The sequence below is a fragment of the Sporolactobacillus sp. CQH2019 genome (assembly GCF_028765345.1).
Lineage (GTDB): Bacteria > Bacillota > Bacilli > Bacillales > Sporolactobacillaceae > Sporolactobacillus.
This window is the reverse complement of sequence record NZ_JARAJZ010000004.1, coordinates 361,199-382,329: the sequence shown is the minus strand read 5'-3', so window position 1 is coordinate 382,329 and position 21,131 is coordinate 361,199. Positions and strand designations below refer to the sequence as shown.

Here is a 21,131-nt window from a genome sequence, read left to right as displayed (position 1 = left end):
GCCAGCGGAAAAGTAAACTTTTCCGCTTTTTAAGGACACCGTCCAAAGGGGTAGCTTCAGAGGCCACGATCATGGCTCATTTACGCCAAACGATTTTTCAACGGTTTGCCCGAAACCAGCATTTAACACTAACACAAATAATTCAGGAAAAGCAGGAAACACCTGAAGTACAAGACGAATTACTGATTTCTTAGCATCCTAAAATTTTTGACTGTCCAGTTAGAATATATTACACATTCTAATATTTGAAACAAAAAATCAATGCAAAAAGCAATCCCCCGGTGCCATTACCAGGAAGATGGCCATTGCGACGATATATTGATTGATCCGGGCCCTGTACTTTTTTATACTAAACGCCAGTCAAACCCTGACATTTAAAACACATAGGGGTTTCGGATCCCACCGTTTACCAACTTCCCATAAAGGATTCATTTGCTTAGCCGACTATTCCAACATCTCTAACGCTAAAAAAAAGAGTGAGTCTATCCAATTTTAGGCGGATCCCTCAGATTTAAGGATTTGTTTAGTCAGGTCGATTTGATTGACCTGGTTTATGGGTCAAATCCGAGGCATGACATGCTATAATCAGAACAGGCAATAGATGCATATGAGCGGACAGCGACGCCCTTATAGAATGGGGGTGGCGCCAATGACAGTATTTCAAGCCTTAACACTGATGGTTTCTTTCGGTGTACTGGTATTCATGCTGTCAGACAGAAAGAAATAATCCGCCCATATGCCATTCACGGTGGCTGAGACGGATTATTCATCACATGTAATTCAGTTTTAAGCGCTGTTCCGCTCTGTGCGGATATTGCTATTCCGTCAGTGTTCGCGCACTGGCGGTTTTATTTTATGTTCCCTGTGTCCTTATTATACCCGGTAACCTGTAAGAAATGCAATGGGCGGGATAGGTCAGCTCAATTTTGAGCGCAGATGAAAGTCATTCCCCCCGATTTGGGGAGCGTCTCGGCTCTGTCCTGGCCCATTCTCGGACACAAGATAGAGGCGACAGAGTAACCAAGACAAACCAACAGGACATATAACAGATTAGAAAAACTGTATCAGTTTAAGCCGAAAAACAGGCTAAGACAGCCCGATTAGTACAATTTCAACAGTCAAGTAATTTTGAATCCCCCTGCCTTGATTTCCGGTTTTCGGGAACATGCAGCGGGGCTTTCTGTTGTATTTTTTCCTGTTTTGTAAGATAAAATATTAACTGTTTTATGATAAAAGTTAACAATTATTTCTGTAACGGAGACACAATCCTCTATTCCAATGTAACGCCGGACTTTTTAAAACGCTGAATAAGTGCGGAATCCCGCCGCTGCCTTCCTCCATAAAGGGGGGAGGCTCATTTTCGCTTTGTTGAGGCACTCCGTTTTTGGATGATATGTTTTTTTAACGTTTTGCTTGAAAGCCGAACAATCGCGCATATATGTTAAAAACCTTGATATGAAGGCCTTTATACGATAGGGAGGCAGCGGAGGAACCTTTTTATAAAAAAAATAGAGAGAGATTACATGATGAGCATATGCGCACGGATTGTAAAAAAAGAAAATTCACGGTGAAAGGCGAATATGTAAAAAGGGAAAAAATAAAAACCCTTATGTATCAAGGGTTTAAGTAGTGGCCCTGGGGAGAGTCGAACTCCCGACGCACGGTTTAGGAAACCGACGCTCTATCCACTGAGCTACAGAGCCGTATCTGCAGTATCTTTTTAAGCGACATTTATTATTATACAAAAAAAACACGGTTTTGAACAGCGGGGATTTCGGAGTTTCGGCTGAAGCATTTTTCTTCAATGTCCTGCGGTCCGCAACAGAACGCAAATAAAAGCAGCCCTATATTTAGAGAGGACTGCTTTTGCATCATCGGCTATGGTTATCGATCACAGTTTCGTAACGTTTGCTGCCTGAGGTCCGCGGTTGCCTTCAACAATATCGAAGCTGACTTCCTGGCCTTCTTCAAGCGTTTTGAAACCGTCGCCTTCGATTGCAGAATAGTGTACGAATACATCATTTCCGCCTTCAACTTCAATGAAACCGTAACCTTTTTCTGCATTAAACCATTTTACTTTACCGTTTTGCATGCTTTACTGCCTCCCTAAAACCTTGCGCTGCCCGCGCGTGAAATAAAACCACCCACCATTTAACAGTGAACCAGGATATAAAAAAACAGGCCCTTCCAGAAGTAAAAACTACTACACTTCAAGGAAGGGTCTTCATTCTTACATCCAGATCATATATTAAGTAGTAAAATGGTTTACTTTAATTTAGCACAACTTCAACCCGGTGTCAAATAAATTTAGCCATTTTGTAACCGGATACTTTACCGATACATTGGCATTCTTCATCGGCATCCCGTTTGTATCATTATGCCGTTTCCATTTTTTCTCCATTTTCGCGTCTTTATTCAATCAGACGGGTGAAACCGGCTCTGCCGGATATCTTAATAACGTAACGGTCATTTATCGTGTCCGTATAACAAAGCGGACAGGCTGTCTTCCGTCCTCTTTTCAAATTCAGGAGGACATGATAAACTGAAAGGAACGTATGTATGTTCTCTGTCTGCGGCCGTTTAAGCGAAAACAAAGCGGCTATTTTTATTTCAGAAAGGCGAATCTATTTATGAATCCAAGTCAGTTACCGTCGAAGTGTCTCATTTCAGTCGCAGGTATGGTCGGTATCGGCAAAACGACTTTTGCAAGGGCTCTGGCCGGGCGTCTGCACTTTCGGACCTCTCTCGAAAAAGTTGACGGAAATCCTTATCTTGATGCTTTTTACAAAGATTTTGAACGCTGGGTCTTCCAGCTCCAGATTTATTTTCTTGGCGAACGATTTAAAGAGAACAAGCGTATGGACGCCTGGCCGGGCGGATTTGTTCAGGACCGGTCAATCTATGAAGATACAGGCATCTTTGCCAGGATGCATTATGAAAAAGGGACGATGTCCGAAGCAGATTACCGTACCTATACATCGCTGTTCGATGCCATGGTGATGACCCCTTATTTTCACCATCCCGACCTCCTGATTTATCTGCACGGATCGCTTGACGCGACAATAAAACGCATTCGTTCCCGCGGACGGGGATCAGAAAAAGAAACGCCGGTCAGCTACTGGCAGGAAATGTTTCAACGTTACGAACAGTGGATTGCCCATTTCAACACATGTCCGGTATTGAAGATTGATATTGATGATTATGACCTTATTTACCATCCCGATTCGCTGGATTCCGTCATTCCGCTGATTGAGGAGAAGCTGGCAAGCGAAGCGGGAAAAAAGCGATAAAAAGAACCCGAGAATACAAAGCCGCGTGGGGAGAGCATCTCTCTCAGCACGCGGCTTTTCATTCAGTTCTTTTCGTTTTCCTTATTTTTTTCTTTCGGATCGGAATCCTGCTTTTCCTTCCGGGGCTTCCCCGTGTTTATTGTAATACCCAGGTCTTCGATCATTCGCGTCAGCCTTGCTTCATTATCCACTCTCTGATGAAAGGGCATCGTTTTTTCCGCCTCCTCGAATTACGATCAATTTTTCACAATCCGTCTTCAGTTGTTTGCCGCCGTGATCTTTTCAAGATTCTTCATGTACGGGCGAAGCGCTTCGGGAATCAGGATGCTGCCGTCTTCCTGTTGGTAATTTTCCAGAATCGCCGCAACTGTACGCCCGACAGCGAGACCGGATCCGTTTAAAGTGTGGACATATTCAGGTTTTGCTTTCGGCTCGCGCCTGAACCGAATATTGGCCCGTCTCGCCTGGAAATCTTCAAAATTACTGCATGATGATATTTCACGATACGTGTCCTGGCTGGGTATCCAGACTTCCAGGTCGTATTTCTTTGCCGCCGTGAACCCGAGATCCCCGGTACATATGCTGACAACCCTGTACGGCAGATTCAGCAGCCGCAGTACCTCTTCCGCATGTCCGGTCAGTTTTTCAAGTTCATTGTATGAATCTTCCGGCCTGACGAAGCGGACCAGTTCGACCTTATTGAACTGGTGCTGGCGGATGATTCCGCGTGTATCGCGTCCCGCCGAACCCGCCTCTGAACGGAAACAGGCACTGTACGCCGCATAGGCAATCGGCAGATCGTCGCCGTTTAAAATCTCGTCACGATAATAATTCGTCACCGGCACTTCCGCTGTCGGGATCAGAAAATAATCCCGGTCGTCGGCGATTTTAAAAGCGTCCTCTTCAAACTTCGGCAGCTGTCCGGTGCCGGTCATGCTGTCGCGGTTGACCAAGTACGGCGGCATCATTTCCGTATAGCCGTGTTTTTCCGTATGAAGATCCAGCATAAAGCTGATCAGTGCACGTTCCAGACGTACTCCGAGTCCCTTGTAAAAGACAAAGCGGCTGCCGGTTACTTTGGCCGCACGTTCAAAATCAAGGATATCGAGGCCGGTTGCAATGTCCCAGTGCGGCTTCGGTTCAAATAAAAATTTTCGCGGTTCCCCCCAGAAGCGGATCGGCTGGTTATCTTCTTCACCGTCGCCGAGCGGTACGCTTTCATGAGGAATATTCGGTATGGAAAGCATGACCTGATGCAGTTCGTCTTCAATCCGGTGCAGCTCGCCGTCGAGCGTCTTGATCTGAGCACTGACCTCGCGCATCGCTTCAATCAGATCCCGGGCATCTTCTTTCGCCCGTTTCTTCGCTGCCACATCGGCCGATACCTGATTGCGTCTCGCCTTCAGAGCCTCAGCCTGATTAATCAGCATCCGTCTTTTCTCGTCCAATGCCGGAAATCTTTTGAAATCGCTGAGGTCTTCGCCTCTTTTATTCAGCTTCCTTTCGATTTCATTATAATGTTCCCTTAAAAGTTTCATGTCTAACATCGTCACTGCGCCTCCCTAAAATAAAAATCCCGTCCCTGTCTAAACCAAGGGACGAGATTTAACCCGCGTTGCCACCCAAATTGCTTATGATCTTTCAAGAGCTCACAAGCCGCTTGATCATTGATAACGGAAACGATCCGTTTATGCCTGTCCGACAGCATTTCTCTCAGGGACGGATTCATGCCGTGCCCTTCACCGCTTCCCACCGTCTGCGGCTCTCTTTGCAAGGACCTCGTCACTAATTGTTCCCGTCATCAAGTTCACATTTTTCACTAATAAAAATTTACAATAAGCCGGGAAAAAATGCAAGCAGTCAGACAGTTTCCTCAACCATTTGAACAAAATAACGGTGCATCCGCAAATCATCGGTCAGCTCCGGATGAAAGGCACATGTGAGGAACCGCCCCTCACGGCAGGCAACAATGTTATCCTGATAAGTTGCAAGCACCTCAACGCCGGCGCCGACACTTTTAATATACGGAGCCCGGATAAAGACGCCATCGTAATGGTCGGCCACATGCTTGATTGCCAGATCGGCTTCAAAGCTGTCAACCTGACGGCCGAAAGCATTACGCCTGACATCGATGTCGAGCAGGCCGAGATGAGGACCCTTTTGCCCCTCGATTTTTTTTGCCATCAAAATCAATCCTGCGCACGTACCGAAAATAGGCTTGTCCGCCGCAAAATCTTTGATGGCTTCAAAGAGTCCGTATTTGTCCAGCAGCCGGCGCATGGTTGTGCTTTCTCCGCCGGGAAGGACAAGCCCGTCAAGGCCTTCCAGATCCCGGATGCTCTTTATCGTGTATGCTTCTGCGCCTGATGCCTTCAGTGCTTTAATGTGCTCGCTTACTGCTCCCTGAACCGCCAAAACGCCGATTTTTGTCGTCATCGCTTGAACCACCTTATAACCCGCGGTCCTGCATCCGCTCGGAAGGCGTAAGCGTACCCATATCAATCCCTTTCATCGGTTCACCAAGACCCTTTGAAAGTTCTGCAATGCGCTCATAATCTTTGTAATAAGTTGTCGCCTCAACAATTGCTTTGGCAAATTTTGCAGGATTTTCCGATTTGAAAATGCCCGATCCGACAAAGATACCGTCGGCTCCAAGCTCCATCATCAGTGCGGCGTCTGCCGGCGTTGCCACGCCGCCGGCCGCAAAATTGACAACCGGAAGCCGTCCGGCCTCCTTAATTTGAAGAAGGATTTCATAAGGCGCACCCAGTTCTTTTGCATAGACCATTAATTCATCCGGCGACATACCGACAACCTTGCGCACCTGACTGTTCACAAGACGCATGTGACGGACGGCTTCGACAATGTTGCCGGTTCCCGGTTCGCCCTTTGTCCGGAGCATCGCCGCACCTTCGCCGATCCGGCGCGCCGCCTCACCCAGATCGCGGCAGCCGCAGACAAAAGGCACCGTGAAGGTTTTTTTATCAATGTGATACACATCGTCTGCCGGCGTCAGCACTTCGCTTTCATCTATATAGTCGACCTTCATTGCCTCAAGCACCCGTGCTTCAACGATATGCCCGATACGCGCCTTCGCCATAACCGGGATCGAAACAGCATTCAGGACTTGTTCAACGATCGTCGGATCGGCCATCCGTGCGACGCCGCCTGCTTTGCGGATATCCGACGGTACGCGCTCAAGCGCCATTACAGCGGTAGCGCCCGCTTCTTCCGCGATTTTGGCCTGCTCGGCGTTGACCACATCCATGATCACGCCGCCTTTCTGCATTTCGGCCATGCCTCTTTTAACTTTATCTGTACCTTTTTCAGCCATGACTACTCCTCCATTTTCAGCCTTAAAAATTTCCTTTCGAATTCGGGTAACTCTAGTGTACAATAATTCATAGTGAATAACTATATTTTGGAGATATTTTGACTATTTTTTCACTTCAGATTAAGAGAAAATCAGAAGATTGATGTCAAATAATCTCCTGATTCCGCGTCTACTGCTCTTTTAAATTACTTTTCTCAAAAACGGCCGGCGATCCATGAAAAAATTCCCGCAAAGAAACTGCCTATTCCTTGAAACATCCGGACAATCCAGCTGTTTTGATCCACTTGCTCGGCGGCCACGACCGGAATTTTATTGTCATTCGCAAATAAATGCCCGTACGCAGTGTTTCCGTTCGTTGCAAGCGTGGCATAGCCGATCTGTTCGCCTTTTTGGACCGGAGCTTCCAGCTGTCCGTTTTTGTCCAGTTTTGAACGGTCAAGCGTAACCCGGAATGCGACGTTCGGGTTTTCTCCATCCGCTACCATGAGATTCATCGATTTTCCAAAAGCAAGTTTCACTGTTCCCGCCTTGCCGTTACGGATGGCAACAGCCTTCTGATTGGGGATCGGCTGATTCTTACGGGCAACGGCTTTTTTAGAAAATTGCTGATAGCCGTAATCAAATAACGTTTTTGTCTGTTCGAAACGCTGACCGTCGGAATCGGTCCCCATGACAACACTGATCAGCCGGCGACCGTTCTGCTTCACCGTACCGGTGAAGCAATAGCCGGCAAGATCGGTATGACCGGTTTTCAGCCCGTCCACGCCTTCGTATGTGTACTGTTTCATGTTCGATCCAAGTCCGGGAAGCATGTAGTTCCAGTTCACCATCTGGATAGGAGAGTCGACGCCGGCCGTAAAATTCCTGACCGGAACCTTTGAAATGTTCAGTGCTTCGGGATAGTCTTTAATCACATGATAAGCCAGCTTAGCAATATCCCGCGCCGACAGTTCGTTGGCGCCGTTCGCGCCGCCCTCAGTCGCGAATTTACCAAGATCGGCGTTTTCAAGCCCGGTACTGTTAATATAATGAGCATTGGTCATGCCGAGTTTTTTGGCTGTCTGATTCATTAAATTGGCAAAATTTTTCTCTGAACCGCCGATTTTTTCAGCCAGAGCAATGGCCGCTCCGTTTGCCGAATAAATGGCCATCGCTTCATACAGGTCTCTGACGGTATATTGATAGTCCATCCTTAACGGAACATTGGAATACGTACGATTCTGCGAAATCTGATAAGCATAATTACTGATCGACACTTTCGTATTCCATGTCAGTTTTTTATTATGGAGCGCCTGCATCACCAGATATTCGGTCATCATCTTGGTCATGCTGGCCGGCGGATATACCTGATCCGCATTCTTTTCGTATAAAATCTGTCCGCTGTTATAGTCGACGAGAATAGCGGATTTAGCTTGAATGCCGAGCGTATCCGCCGCTTTTGCCGTAGAAGCGGGCAGACTCTGAAGGCCCAGCACCAGCGCCAGAATAAAAACAAGACCTGTCACTGCATAACGATGCAGCCGTTTACTGAAATTCAACCCCTACACCCCCGAATGGTTTCACGCTTCATCCCGATCCCGCGATGAACGAAAGACATAGAAAACCGAGGCGAAACAGCTCGTCTCGTAAAAAATATATTATGTGTTTAATTATTTAATAGAATAGTTCGGTGCCTCTTTCGTAATTTGCACGTCATGAGGATGGCTTTCCAGCAAACCGGCGTTGGTAATTCTTGTAAATCTGGCCTGATTGCGTAAATCTTGTATCGTCGCTGTTCCGCAATATCCCATACCGGACCTCAGCCCGCCGATCAGCTGATAGATCGTATCCGCCAGTTTTCCTCTGTAAGGAACACGCCCCTCAATGCCTTCGGGGACAAGTTTCTTTTGATTCTCCTGAAAATAACGGTCCTTGCTGCCGTGCTCCATGGCGCTTACCGAACCCATGCCGCGATAGACTTTAAATTGCCGGCCCTGATAAATTTCAGTTTCTCCCGGCGTTTCATCGACTCCGGCCAGCAGTCCGCCCAGCATCACTGCGCTGCCGCCCGCCGCCAGTGCTTTCACAATGTCTCCCGAGTATTTGATACCGCCGTCCGCAATAACGGCAATGCCGTGCTTGTCCGCCTCATTGGCACAATCATAGACCGCCGTAATCTGCGGGACGCCGACACCGGCAATAACACGGGTCGTACAGATCGATCCCGGTCCAATACCGACCTTGACGACATCTACGCCGGCATCAATCAGCGCCCTTGTCCCTTCCGCAGTGGCTACATTTCCGGCAATCAGGTTAATATTCGGATAGGCTTTACGAATCTCGGCGACTTTTTCCAGCACGCCCTTTGAATGGCCGTGCGCCGTATCAATGACAAGTGCATCCGCCCCGGCTTCGACAAGTTTTTCGACACGCAGCAGAGCATCGGAAGTGACACCGACGGCAGCCGCAACCAGCAGTCTGCCGTGTTCATCTTTCGCCGAATTTGGAAATTCAACGACTTTCTCGATGTCTTTAGTTGTAATCAGCCCTTTTAAGACGCCGTTGCGGTCGACAAGCGGCAGTTTTTCGATCCGATGGCGATTCAATATCTCTTCCGCTTCGCTCAGGCTCGTACCGACCGGTGCCGTGACCAGATTGTCTTTTGTCATCATGTCGCCGATTCGTGAGGAGTAATCTTTGACAAACCGCATATCGCGATTTGTCAGGATGCCGACTAGATGCCGCTCCTTCTTATTGTCGACAATCGGAACGCCTGAAATGCGATATTTGTTCATTAAGTGTTCCGCATCAAAAATCTGATCGTCCGGAGTCAAAAAGAAGGGATTCGTGATAACGCCGCTCTCTGACCTTTTGACTTTGTCTACTTGTTCCGCCTGCTCCTCAATGGACATATTTTTGTGAATCACACCCATGCCGCCCTGCCTGGCCATAGCAACCGCCATCGTTGTTTCGGTCACCGTATCCATCCCGGCACTGATAATCGGTATATTTAACTTAAGCGTACTCGTCAGCGCGGTTTTTACGGAGACGTCCCTGGGCAGAACTTCAGACTCGGCAGGGATCAGCAATACGTCATCAAAAGTCAGTGATTCTTTTGCAAATTTGTCTTCTCGCATGAACGTTTTACCCCCATAGATAATTGTCTTCACTACCCGAAATTTTTATTGTTAGCTTATCAACTGGACAAACGACTGTCAAGAAGACTAAACGAAGTTGTACTTTTCTAACAACGGCTTCCGATTCGGCAAATTTTACGCTGTTCCGCCGTTTCCCTTTGAAAGCGGAACAAAAAAGACCGGAAACGGGCCGGGCATCCGCACGGGAATCGCTTGACGCATTCGTGATCAACCGGTCACAATCCGGTCAATACTGAGCCGTCTCTTTTCGGAAAGACTGATGACCTCGTTATTTTCCAGACGGATGAGCGGACGCGTTGCTGTTTTGGCAGGGATAAAAATAATTTTTCCCTCCCGGCCGTCCGACAGCACGACTTTAGAACCGATGAAAAGAGTCATCACCTCATCGCAAAATTTATCCAGAAGATATCCGGACAATTTTCCATAAGAGGCCTCCCTGAGACGGTCAAGTATCCGTACCGGCCCCCCGTTTTCCGGGCTCGCTGCCGCATAATGAAGAAAACTGTCGCAGACCGCCAGTACCTTCGCGAAAGAGCTGAGCCGTTCGCCGTTCAACCGGAGCGGATAGCCGCTTCCGTCCTCCCGCTCATGATGCTGGATGACAGCGAGCAACGTTTCTTTCCGCAAACTTGGAACATCTTTCAGCATTTTGTAGCTGTCCGTGACATGTCTTTCATACAGCAGCCGCTCTTTTACCGTGCTGTTTTCCTCTTGATTCAGGACGGAGGGCGGCAGTTTGGCCAGACCGCAATCGGCGAGCATGCCCGCCAGCCCGATCTGATAGACGTCTCCCTGGGAAAAACTGAGCTTTTTCCCAAGAAAAGCGGAAAGAAATCCCATCGTGACGCTTCGATCCGCTCTGCTGCGAATCATTGTCCGTTTCAAAAGAAAACGGGCAATCCAGATCGGATCATTAAGAGAATCCGCAAGAAGCGGCATCACAGCCTTCCTGAATGCCCCGATATTGATTCCCGAACCGGATTGCCATTGTCTAAAAAACGAACGGTAGGCAGAAACAGCCGTCTGATATTTATCGTCCGAAGCATTGCCCGTCGGTTTTTCCGGATCGGATGTTTCCGCGGGTCTGTCCGGCTTATCTCTGCCCGTATGCAGCGTCCGGCCCGAGACTGTTTTTGTTTCCACTTCGACGCTGTCGATCAGGAATGCTTTCAGGAAGGCCAGATGCACGTCTTCCAGAACAGTGCCCGAACGAATCAGCGGCTTGTCCGATTTGGCGTAAACGTCTTTTTTCAGTACATAGCCTGCTTCCAGTTCGCTCGCTTTCACCAGCATGCTGTTTTCCTCACATTCTAAAGATTAAGGTTCTTTATCCTGCTGCTGCGATTGTTCCGACGGATTTTCTTCTTCTTCCCCGCTGTCGCCGGGATCGTCCTTCGGCAGGGCGTCCCCATTGTCTTCTTCATTCTTTTGAATGCGGGCAATGGTCGACACGCTGTCTCCTTCATCGACACGGATAAGCGTGACGCCCATTGTATTTCTCCCCAACTTCGAAATTCCGGAGACCGGCATCCGGATAATAACGCCGTTGGCGGTCATAATCATCAGATCCTCATCCTTTTCAACCGTCCGAAGAGCAACCAGATTGCCGTTTTTTTCAGTAATATTGCATGTTTTAAGACCTTTTCCACCGCGCGTCTGTTTCCGGTACTCACTGCAGGCAGTCCGTTTGCCGAACCCTTTTTCCGTTACGATCAGCACGTCGTTGTCATCGCCGGCAATACCCATGCCGACGACTTCATCTCCCGCTTCCAGCGTGATTGCCTTGACGCCGGCCGCGTTTCTGCCCATTGATCGGACATCATTTTCATTATAGCGAATTGCCATCCCTTTTTTCGTACCGACGATCAGGTCTCTTTTGCCGTCCGTCAGCCGGACAGCGATTAATTCGTCCTCATCATGCACTGTGACGGCAAACAGGCCCCCTTTTCTGATGTTGGAAAAGTCAGAGAGAGGGGATCGTTTCGTAATGCCCTTTTTCGTCAGAAAAACAAGATAATGAGCATCATCAAAGTCTTCGATCGGAAAAAACGCCGTAACATATTCATTTTTCTCTATCTGAATCAGATTGATGATCGGAATCCCCTTTGCCGTCCTGCCCAGTTCGGGAATTTCATAACCCTTAAGCTGAAATACTCTTCCTTTGTTCGTAAAAAAGAGCACCCGATGATGCGTCGTGGTCTGAAAAAGATGCTCGACAAAGTCGTCTTCATTAGTACCCATGCCCTGAATGCCGCGGCCGCCGCGATTCTGACTTTTATATGCTCCGACCGGCATCCGTTTGACATAGCCGTTATGAGAAACGGTAATCACGATGTCCTCACGCTCGATCAGATCTTCATCTTCAAAAAGATCGCTTCCGACCGTTATCTCCGTACGGCGTTTATCGTTATACTTTTCCTTGATCTCCCGCAATTCTTTTCGGATGATATGCAGGACTTTCTGTTCATCGGCGAGAATGGCCTTCAGTTCGGCAATTTTCTTGATCAGTTCCGCATATTCCTGTTCGATTTTTTCACGTTCGAGACCGGTCAGCCGCTGCAGGCGCATATCAAGGATCGCCTGTGCCTGTTCCTCGGTCAGTGCAAAACTTTCCATCAATCCGCTTCGGGCGATATCCGCCGTTTTCGAACCGCGGATCAAGGCGATCACTTCATCCAGGTGATCGAGAGCAATCCGCAGACCTTCGAGAATATGAGCCCTTGCTTCCGCCTTCTTCAGTTCAAAGCGGGTCCTCCGCCGGATCACGGTCTCCTGATGAGCCAGATAATAGTGGAGACACTCTTTCAGATTCAGAATACGCGGCCTGCCGTCGACCAGAGCAAGCAGGTTGATGCCGAAGCTGGTCTGAAGGCCGGTATGTTTGTACAGATTGTTCAGCAGTACATTGGCATTGGCATCCCGGCGGACTTCAATGACCATTCTCATGCCGCTCCGGTCCGATTCATCGCGCAGGTCGGTTATGCCGTCGAGCTTTTTCTCCTTGACCAGGTCGGCAATGCGTTCGATCAGCTTTGCTTTATTGACCTGGTAGGGTAATTCGGTAACAACGATGCTCTGCTTGCCGCTCGGATGTTCCTCGATTTCAACTCTGGCCCGGACGATAATCGATCCGCGTCCCGTCCGATACGCCCGCCGGATTCCTTCCCGCCCCAGGATCAGGCCGCCTGTCGGAAAATCGGGACCCGGGATATACTGCATCAGTTCTTCCACACGGATTTCCGGATCCTTGCTGAGGGCAAGTACGGCATCAATCACTTCGCCGAGCTGATGCGGCGGGATATTCGTTGCCATACCGACGGCAATACCGGAGGCTCCGTTTACCAGCAGGTTTGGAAAACGCGAGGGAAGCACGGCCGGTTCCTGCTCCGATCCATCATAGTTATCCTGAAAATCGATCGTATCCTTGCGGATATCGCGGACCATTTCCATGGATATTTTCGACATGCGCGCCTCGGTATAGCGCATCGCCGCCGCCGGATCGCCGTCGACCGAACCGAAATTTCCGTGACCGTCCACAAGTTCATAACGATAGCTGAAATTCTGCGCCATCCGCACCATCGATTCATAGACCGCAGAATCGCCGTGCGGATGGTACTTGCCGATCACTTCTCCGACAATTCGCGCCGATTTCTTATAGGCCTTGTCGGCAGTGATCCCCAGTTCATTCATGGCGAAAAGAATCCGCCGATGAACCGGTTTGAGTCCGTCCCGAACATCGGGCAGCGCACGGCTGACAATGACACTCATTGCATAATCAAGAAACGACGTGCGCATCTCATGCCCGATATCGACCGGCCTGACCCTTGATTCATCTTGCTCTGCCATCTTTTTTCCTCCTTAGCGATAACACTGACCCGTCCCACGGCTTGCGGGACAAGCTCAATCCACGCACTCATATAACGCCGACCCGCTTTACAGGCGTATCCCGTTAGACGTCAAGATTCTGAACGTAATGGGCATTCTCCTGAATAAAGTCGCGCCTCGGCTCCACCCGGTCGCCCATCAGCATCTCAAATATTTGATCCGCTTCAATCGCATCTTCCAGATTCACTTTGAGCACGACGCGATTGCCCGGATCCATCGTTGTTTCCCAGAGCTGCTCGGGATTCATTTCTCCAAGACCTTTATAACGCTGCAGGACCGGTTTTACGTTTTCAGGAAGAGTGCTCTGAATCTTCTCCAATTCCCGGTCATTGTAAGCATACTGCAGGTTTTTTCCGTACTGGACGCGATACAGCGGCGGCTGAGCAATATAAACATATCCGTTTTCCAGAAGCGGCCGCATAAACCGGTAAAAGAACGTTAACAATAGGGTACGGATATGTGCGCCGTCGACATCGGCATCAGTCATAATAATAATTTTATGATACCGTGCTTTTTCCAGTTTGAATTCTTCACCGACGCCCGTACCGAGTGCGGTAATCATCGCGCGGATTTCGGCATTGGACAGAATCTTGTCCAGCCGCGCCTTTTCTACATTTAATATTTTCCCTCTCAGCGGCAGTATCGCCTGATACAGCCGGTCGCGGCCTTGTTTTGCCGAGCCGCCCGCCGAATCGCCCTCCACAATATACAGCTCAGAAATGCTGGCATCCCGCGATGTACAGTCCGCCAGTTTGCCGGGCAGCGAGGCACTTTCAAGACTGCTCTTGCGCCTCGTCAGTTCACGGGCTTTTTTGGCCGCGGTCCGCGCTCTCGACGCGACAATGCCCTTTTCTACGATCAGCCGCGCGACATCCGGGTTTTCATACAGAAATCTTGAAAATGCTTCCGAGAATAATGTATCGGTAATGGTCCTGACTTCCGGATTGCCCAGCTTTGTTTTCGTCTGGCCTTCAAACTGGGGATCCGGATGTTTGATCGAGACGATAGCAGTCAGACCTTCGCGCACATCGTCTCCGCTCAGATTCTGGTCGGCGCCTTTAATAAGCTGGTTTCTCCTGGCATAATCGTTAATGACGCGGGTCAGGGCAATTTTAAAGCCGTATTCATGCGACCCGCCTTCATGAGTGTGAATATTATTGGCAAAGGAATAAAGCTGGCTTGAAAAACCGCTGTTGTACTGCAGTGCGATTTCAATCTTAATTCCGTCCTTTTCGCCTTCAAGGTCGATCGGCTGGTGAAGAACTTCTTTTGAACGATTGAGAAATTCAACATAGGAACGGATGCCGCCCTCAAAATGAAACGTTTCTTTTTTGTCTTTCTCCCGTTTATCTTCAATCGAAATACGAATATTTTTATTTAAAAAAGCCAGTTCTCTGACGCGGGTGCGCAGCGTATCGTAATCAAAACGGGTCGTCTCTTTGAAAATCTCGGGATCGGGAATAAAGTGGGTCGTCGTCCCTGTACGGTCGGTGTCTCCGATCACCTTCAGGTCTTCGGCCGGTTTGCCGCGATGATATTCCTGATAATAAATGTGGCCGTTGCGGTAGACCTTGACCCACATAGTGGTCGACAGTGCATTGACTACCGAGGCGCCGACGCCGTGAAGGCCGCCGGACACCTTATATCCGCCGCCTCCGAACTTTCCGCCTGCGTGAAGGACGGTCATGATGACTTCCACTGCGGGCCGGCCGACCTTTTTCTGAATATCGACAGGAATCCCCCGGCCGTCATCCATCACCGTGATACTGCCGTCATGCTCAATGATGACCTGAATATGGCTGCAGTAGCCGGCAAGCGCTTCATCGATCGAGTTGTCGACAATTTCCCATACAAGATGATGCAGCCCTCTTTCACCGGTCGTGCCGATATACATGCCGGGTCTTTTTCTGACGGCTTCGAGTCCTTCGAGGACCTGAATCTGGCTGGCGTTATAAGACTGATTTACATCACGTTGTTCCTTCATCCATACCCCACCTAACTTGGTATCATCAGACACAGAATGCCTCTTAATTCCCGGCTTTTCTACTTCGTGTTTTTCAGAAGGGAGAAAGCTGATCCGATCCTTTTCCTGATTGTAGCGGAATTAAAGGGGGACACGTACCATCTATTCTCGGTCAAAACGACAGATTTAGCAGGACGGTCCGCATTCTGCACCCAGGTTCCGTTTTTCTTCTGGCTGGAAAAAACTTTCTGATTCATTTCCGCGTCTTTTATGGTTTGATAATCAAATACAGCAATGACTTCACTTGAATCAACGACCATCCCTTCGCCCAGATGGACATACATTGGCCTCAGCCTTTCAATGATTCTACTGTTCCCTGATGAATCTGAAAAAGTGCCGCACGATCCAATAGGCTCCGGTCGAGCCCGGCAACGGATGTTGTCGTGACAAACGTCTGCACCTTTTGTTTAAATACGCCGAGCAGGTGTGTTTTTCTGGCATCATCGAGCTCGCTCAGCACATCATCCAAGAGAAGGAGCGGATATTCGCCCACCTCGTGCCTGATCAACTCAAGCTCTGCAAGTTTCACTGAGAGGGCCGCCGTCCTCTGCTGGCCCTGTGAGCCGAATGTCTGGACATCACGGTCATTGATCCGGAATTGCAGATCGTCGCGGTGCGGGCCGATCAGCGTCAATCCCCTTTCAATCTCTCTCTTTTTCAGCCGTTCATAAGTTTCCTCATAGGCATTAACTATTTTTGACCGATCACAGTTTTCTAATACGTCACGGACCGAGGAATGATAAGCAATTGAAAGACGTTCTCTGCCGTGACTGATATCCGAATGAATTTCGATTGCCCATTTGTTCAGTCCGGAAACAAATGCCTGCCTGCGCATGACGATTCCGGAAGCAAGTTCGATCAGTTTCTCAGTCAGAATATCCAGCAGAGCGCCGGAACTGCCGGCATGGCGTGAAAAATCTTTTAACAGTGCATTTCTCTGCTGAAGCACCTTCAGGTATTCACCTAAATCATGTATATAAACAGGCGCAATCTGTCCCATCTCCATATCGATGAAACGCCTGCGGATCGCCGGACTGCCTTTAATGAGATTCAGATCCTCGGGAGCGAACATGACCACATTGCAGATGCCCACATATTCGCTCAGCCTGCGCTTCTCAAGATGGTTTGCCTTTGCTTTTTTCCCTTTTTTTGAGATAACAATTTCCATCGGGACCGTATCGCCGTGTCTTGTTATTTTACCTTTTATTTTACCATATTCTTTATCCCATTTGATTAAATCTTTGTCATGAGCCGTTCTTGCAGACTTGGCAATCGCCAATACATAGATCGCTTCCAGAAGATTGGTTTTTCCCTGAGCATTTTCCCCCAGAAATATATTGACGGAATCAGAAAATGACAGCGACAGATGGCTGTAATTTCTATAATTTGTCAATTCTATAGATTCCAGTTTCAAGCCGGGGTGCCCCCTTACTGCCTGCCGATGACGAATTCGCCCGTTTTCGCAATTTTAATCCGATCGCCTTCGCGCAATTTTTTTCCTCTGCGCATCTCACGTTCGCCGTTTACATAAACTTCATGGTTCATCAGAAACCATTTAGCCTCGCCGCCCATCTGAATCGTTCCTGTGTATTTGAGGAGCTGCCCAAGCGTAATAAAGTCTTCCTTCTCGTCCAATGCTACTTTATTCATCATTTCCGCCTCTTTTCGTCAGTAAAATCAGGTATTCGCCTTCTTAAAAAAGCAGCAGGGAAGGCCGGCAGTAAAAAAAGGCGAGACCCGGCAGCAGTTTTTCTGCCGGGCCTTTCGGATACCTACGTTAAAATGTTCTGACCGGCAGGATCAGCATCAGGATCCCTTCGTCGCCGATCGGACGGATAATGAACGGCCGCATCGGCCCCGTAAAAAAAATTTTGACGTTCTGTGCATCTATTTTACTAAGCGCATCCATCATGAATTTCGCGCTGAAGGAAATATGCAGAGTTTCTCCTTCGAAGCTTTCCGAGTTTAACGTTTCAAAAACACGGCCGAGTTCTGCCGACTGGGATGAAATCTCAACCTGATTGCCCTCCGCCCGCAATTTGACGACATTGTTCCGTTCTTCTTTTGCCAGAAGCGAGGCCCGTTCAATTGAATGATAAAGATCTTTTGTTGCGAGCGTCATCGTTGTCTTGCTGTCTTTTGGGATGAGCCGGCTTGTGTCCGGATAATTTCCATCCAGAAGCCGTGAATAAAACTGCGTATTATGCGTTTTAAAAAGGACCTGATTGGCAGTAATGACCAGATCGACATTTTTTTCGTCATTGTCATCGTCAAGTATTTTCGACAATTCGTTCAGGCTCGTCCCCGGGATCACGATGTTAAAAGCTTCCGTTTCGTTTGGAATGTCAATGGAGGCCGATCTTTGCGCTAAACGATGGCTGTCGGTCGCCACACAATCCAGTCTGCCGTTCTGAATCGTCCATTTTACGCCGGTCAGTACGGGACGGGTTTCCGAGACGGATACTGCATAAACCGTTTGCCTGATCAGATCTTTCAGAAGATCTTTTCTGATGCTGATGACGTCGCCTTCGTTAATGACCGGAAGATTCGGATATTCGTCGGGATCCAGTCCGTTCAGGCTGAATTCGGCTTTTCCCGATGTGATTTTTGCGATCAGGCGGCTGTCTGCTTCAATCAGTACTTGTTCAGCGGGAAGTTTGCGGACCAGCTCGGAAAAAAGGCGGGAAGGGAGGACAATGCTCCCGGTCGATTCAATGACCACATTTTCACTGTCATTTTCCTCAACGGGAATAAAAGATTTAATCGAAATGTCGGAATTACTGCCGGTCAATGTTATTCCGTCTAAACCGGCCGTTATTTTAATACCTGTCAGGATCGGCACAGTTGTCTTTGTGGAAATCGCTTTCATCACACGATTGACAGCATCGCCCAGTTTGTCTTTTCGAACTGTAAATTTCATAGCGAGTGTTGTATTTCGGTTCGTGTCTTCCGTTTCTTGCATGATTATTTCCCCCAGTGTTTATTTATAAAAAGTAATTAAAAATAGTCATAACAGCAGTAGGGCTTGTGAACATGTGGATAACACCGACAAAGTTCTAAATCCGGGTTATTCACATGTCGATAAAATGTGAACAAAGCCGCAGCATGATACCGGACTTATACACACCCTGTGAACGACGATCTCTTTTCAAATGTTCATTGTGTCTTAATCGGCGCTTTGAGACGGTCGATGAGGCTGTTGATTTTCTGCTGCAGCTCACGATCGGACGCAAGTTGCTTCGTTATTTTTTCATGAGCATGAATGACCGTGGTGTGATCGCGTCCTCCGAATTCTTCCCCGATTTTCGGCAAAGAGTAATCGGTCAGTTCGCGGGCAAGGTACATAGCAATCTGCCTCGGAAAAGCAATTGACTTAGTTCTTTTCTTTGCGGAAAAGTCTTCCAGTTTCAAACTGTATTCTTCTCCGACAGTCATCTGTATATCCTGTATCGTGATGGTCTTCGGCCTTGACGAAGGAATAATGTCTTTTAGCGCTTCTGCGGCCAGATCGACATTGATATCCTGATTGTTCAGGGATGAGAAGGCGATGACGCGTATCAGCGCACCTTCCAGTTCACGGATATTTGTGTCAATTTGATTGGCAATGTAAATCATGACTTCGTTCGGAATATCGAGGCCTTCCGCTTTGGCCTTTTTCCGGAGAATGGCGATCCGCGTCTCGAGATCGGGCGGCGTGATATCTGTAATCAGCCCCCACTCGAAACGGGAACGAAGCCGGTCTTCAAGCGTCGGAATTTCTTTCGGCGGCCGGTCGCTTGAGATGACGATCTGCTTATATTCTTCATGCAGTGCATTGAACGTGTGAAAAAATTCCTCCTGAGTCTGTTCTTTCCCGGCGAGAAACTGAATATCGTCGATAAGTAGCACATCGACACTGCGATATTTGTTTCGGAATTCGACGGTTTTATTGTCGCGGATCGAGTTGATGAATTCGTTCGTAAATTTTTCGGAAGAAAGATAGACAACCCGCGCGGCCGGGTTGTGTTCGATTACGTAATGCCCGATCGCGTGCATTAAATGGGTCTTCCCCAGCCCGACACCGCCGTAGATGAACAGCGGGTTATAAGCTTTTGCCGGGGCTTCGGCAACGGCCAGCGATGCGGCATGGGCAAAGCGGTTTCCCGAACCGATAACAAATGTTTCAAATGTATTTTTTGAATTGAGCATACTGTTGTTCAATTCTTCGATGCGTCTCGGAGTGCTTTGGTTTAAACGGCCTGCATTGTCCGAGTAGCCGTTCTGCGGCCTGGGATTCATTAGATCACTCTTTCTTGTTTTCGGCGGCCCCGGTTTTTCGGTTTCGCCGGACCTTTTTTGCGGGATAACAAACTGGACATTGTAATGGACACCTGTGATGTTGTAAAGAATATCGGAAATCAGCCTGGAATAGTGCTCTTCCAGCCAGTCGCGGGAAAATTCATTGGGGACACTGATGATGACTGTCTGTCCGTTTATTGACTGGGCCTGTGTTTCTTTCAGCCAAGTTTCAAAACTGGGCTTGCTGAGTTTTTTCTTTATAATCGCAAGTGCCTGGTTCCATATTTCTTTAAGATTATCCAATGCCTGGCGGCCCCCCTTTTGAAAAATTGAAGCATGTTTTTTGTGCTCTATTTGTGCTTTAAGAGGATGCTGAAAATGATCATCTGTCTGTGGCTGACACAAAAGCAGAGTTTTTATGGGACATTTTTCGTCCCTCTCTGGTAAGCGGTATCTTTTCTTTCAGAAAGCACAAAAAACAGCAAAACTAGCGCAAAGGGCCGGAACAAAGCGCCGCACCACACGGCGGACTGCCCGGCCTTTGCGACCCGCGATTCTGTTGCGCGAGTTATTTATCCACAAAGAGAAAAAGTAAATAAGGTTGATTTTGTCATAAAAAAAAGAATCGTCAACAATAATCACCGAGCTGTGGATAAAAGAAGAAACGGCTGTTTATGAATATCCACATTTTTATCCACAGCCTGTGGAAAAAACGGTTGATAAACAAACTGTTTGCACAATTAAAGCAGTATGATCATATCAAAAAATTGCAGGCAAAGCAATGCTTTGCAAATGTTATCCACAGACGGATAACTATGCACGGGAAAGTTGTTCACAGCTTGATAATTTGTGAAAAAGATGTCGACAATCGGTGGAAAAAAGCGAACGGCGGCTCGAAATTATGCACAGTTTGTCGACTGAATGAAGGAGAAAACGGATCCGCGTTGTTTGACTTTTGGATGATGGGTCCTTATAATTAATAAGACTGGTTTTTCCTGTTTTGCTAGGAGGTGTAATATCATTGAAACGTACTTTTCAGCCTAATAATCGGAGAAGAAAAAAGGTGCATGGTTTCCGCGCACGCATGGCAACGGCAAACGGCCGTAAAGTCTTGGCAAACCGCCGGCGCAAGGGAAGAAAAGTTCTGTCTGCATAAGGCCACTGTGAGACCTACAGTGGTCTTT

Annotated in this window: 18 protein-coding genes, 1 tRNA gene, 1 pseudogene and 1 other annotated feature; of the genes and pseudogenes, 4 read left to right on the top strand and 16 right to left on the bottom strand. The window is 48.2% G+C overall.

Features of this window, described 5'->3' with window-relative positions; translation table 11 throughout:
• Both OYT88_RS08135 and OYT88_RS20895 read left to right on the top strand, forming a co-directional pair.
• Nucleotides 1-194: pseudogene (locus OYT88_RS08135) on the top strand (hypothetical protein); the annotation flags it as partial.
• 407 nt (nt 195-601) lie between these two features.
• Complete coding sequence (locus tag OYT88_RS20895; protein ID WP_443217496.1) at nt 602-727, top strand: putative holin-like toxin; 126 nt, start codon at nt 602-604, stop codon at nt 725-727.
• 903 nt (nt 728-1,630) lie between these two features.
• On the opposite strand, the gene OYT88_RS08130 is transcribed toward OYT88_RS20895, so the two are convergent.
• Nucleotides 1,631-1,703: transfer RNA gene (locus OYT88_RS08130), tRNA-Arg, on the bottom strand.
• A gap of 188 nt (nt 1,704-1,891) precedes the next feature.
• A complete protein-coding gene (gene cspD, locus OYT88_RS08125; RefSeq protein WP_023511604.1) occupies nt 1,892-2,092 on the bottom strand; it encodes a cold-shock protein CspD in 201 nt (66 codons plus the stop codon).
• 538 nt (nt 2,093-2,630) lie between these two features.
• Here cspD and OYT88_RS08120 point away from each other — a divergent pair.
• On the top strand, nt 2,631-3,290 hold the full coding sequence (locus OYT88_RS08120) for a deoxynucleoside kinase (RefSeq protein ID WP_274399183.1): 660 nt from the start codon (nt 2,631-2,633) through the stop codon (nt 3,288-3,290).
• A gap of 62 nt (nt 3,291-3,352) precedes the next feature.
• Here OYT88_RS08120 and OYT88_RS08115 read toward each other — a convergent pair whose 3' ends face one another.
• The 14 genes from OYT88_RS08115 to dnaA all read right to left on the bottom strand — a co-directional run bounded on the left by OYT88_RS08115 (nt 3,353) and on the right by dnaA (nt 20,250).
• Nucleotides 3,353-3,499 (bottom strand): hypothetical protein, encoded by a 147-nt coding sequence (locus tag OYT88_RS08115; RefSeq protein WP_274399182.1) that lies wholly within the window; start codon nt 3,497-3,499, stop codon nt 3,353-3,355.
• A gap of 48 nt (nt 3,500-3,547) precedes the next feature.
• Nucleotides 3,548-4,837 (bottom strand): serine--tRNA ligase, encoded by a 1,290-nt coding sequence (gene serS, locus OYT88_RS08110; RefSeq protein ID WP_274399181.1) that lies wholly within the window; start codon nt 4,835-4,837, stop codon nt 3,548-3,550.
• Nucleotides 4,838-4,881: 44 nt separating this feature from the next.
• Nucleotides 4,882-5,101 (bottom strand) — a binding site (T-box leader).
• Nucleotides 5,102-5,150: 49 nt separating this feature from the next.
• On the bottom strand, nt 5,151-5,726 hold the full coding sequence (gene pdxT, locus OYT88_RS08105) for a pyridoxal 5'-phosphate synthase glutaminase subunit PdxT (protein ID WP_274399180.1): 576 nt from the start codon (nt 5,724-5,726) through the stop codon (nt 5,151-5,153).
• A gap of 13 nt (nt 5,727-5,739) precedes the next feature.
• Nucleotides 5,740-6,624: a pyridoxal 5'-phosphate synthase lyase subunit PdxS gene (gene pdxS / locus OYT88_RS08100; RefSeq protein WP_274399179.1), complete on the bottom strand. Its 885-nt coding sequence runs from the start codon at nt 6,622-6,624 to the stop codon at nt 5,740-5,742.
• 194 nt (nt 6,625-6,818) lie between these two features.
• Nucleotides 6,819-8,162 carry a D-alanyl-D-alanine carboxypeptidase family protein gene (locus OYT88_RS08095; protein WP_274399178.1) on the bottom strand — a complete coding sequence of 448 codons (1,344 nt, stop codon included), beginning with the start codon at nt 8,160-8,162 and terminating at the stop codon, nt 6,819-6,821.
• 111 nt (nt 8,163-8,273) lie between these two features.
• Nucleotides 8,274-9,740: an IMP dehydrogenase gene (gene guaB / locus OYT88_RS08090; RefSeq protein ID WP_274399177.1), complete on the bottom strand. Its 1,467-nt coding sequence runs from the start codon at nt 9,738-9,740 to the stop codon at nt 8,274-8,276.
• A gap of 228 nt (nt 9,741-9,968) precedes the next feature.
• Nucleotides 9,969-11,054, bottom strand: coding sequence for an HD-GYP domain-containing protein (locus tag OYT88_RS08085; protein ID WP_274399176.1), 1,086 nt, complete (start codon nt 11,052-11,054; stop codon nt 9,969-9,971).
• A 24-nt stretch (nt 11,055-11,078) separates the two neighbouring features.
• Nucleotides 11,079-13,607, bottom strand: coding sequence for a DNA gyrase subunit A (gene gyrA, locus OYT88_RS08080; protein WP_274399175.1), 2,529 nt, complete (start codon nt 13,605-13,607; stop codon nt 11,079-11,081).
• A 103-nt stretch (nt 13,608-13,710) separates the two neighbouring features.
• On the bottom strand, nt 13,711-15,630 hold the full coding sequence (gene gyrB / locus OYT88_RS08075) for a DNA topoisomerase (ATP-hydrolyzing) subunit B (protein WP_274399174.1): 1,920 nt from the start codon (nt 15,628-15,630) through the stop codon (nt 13,711-13,713).
• Between the two features lie 59 nt (nt 15,631-15,689).
• The gene (gene remB, locus OYT88_RS08070; protein WP_274399173.1) at nt 15,690-15,953 is read right to left on the bottom strand and encodes an extracellular matrix regulator RemB; all 264 of its coding nucleotides are present in this window, start codon (nt 15,951-15,953) and stop codon (nt 15,690-15,692) included.
• A gap of 5 nt (nt 15,954-15,958) precedes the next feature.
• Nucleotides 15,959-17,083, bottom strand: coding sequence for a DNA replication/repair protein RecF (recF, locus tag OYT88_RS08065; RefSeq protein WP_274399172.1), 1,125 nt, complete (start codon nt 17,081-17,083; stop codon nt 15,959-15,961).
• 14 nt (nt 17,084-17,097) lie between these two features.
• Complete coding sequence (yaaA, locus tag OYT88_RS08060) at nt 17,098-17,319, bottom strand: S4 domain-containing protein YaaA (RefSeq protein WP_274399171.1); 222 nt, start codon at nt 17,317-17,319, stop codon at nt 17,098-17,100.
• Nucleotides 17,320-17,446: 127 nt separating this feature from the next.
• Nucleotides 17,447-18,589, bottom strand: coding sequence for a DNA polymerase III subunit beta (gene dnaN, locus OYT88_RS08055; protein WP_274399209.1), 1,143 nt, complete (start codon nt 18,587-18,589; stop codon nt 17,447-17,449).
• Between the two features lie 236 nt (nt 18,590-18,825).
• Nucleotides 18,826-20,250: a chromosomal replication initiator protein DnaA gene (gene dnaA, locus OYT88_RS08050; protein ID WP_274399170.1), complete on the bottom strand. Its 1,425-nt coding sequence runs from the start codon at nt 20,248-20,250 to the stop codon at nt 18,826-18,828.
• 718 nt (nt 20,251-20,968) lie between these two features.
• On the opposite strand from dnaA, the gene rpmH reads away from it, so the two are divergent.
• Complete coding sequence (rpmH, locus tag OYT88_RS08045; protein ID WP_188803355.1) at nt 20,969-21,103, top strand: 50S ribosomal protein L34; 135 nt, start codon at nt 20,969-20,971, stop codon at nt 21,101-21,103.
• Nucleotides 21,104-21,131: the final 28 nt, after the last annotated feature.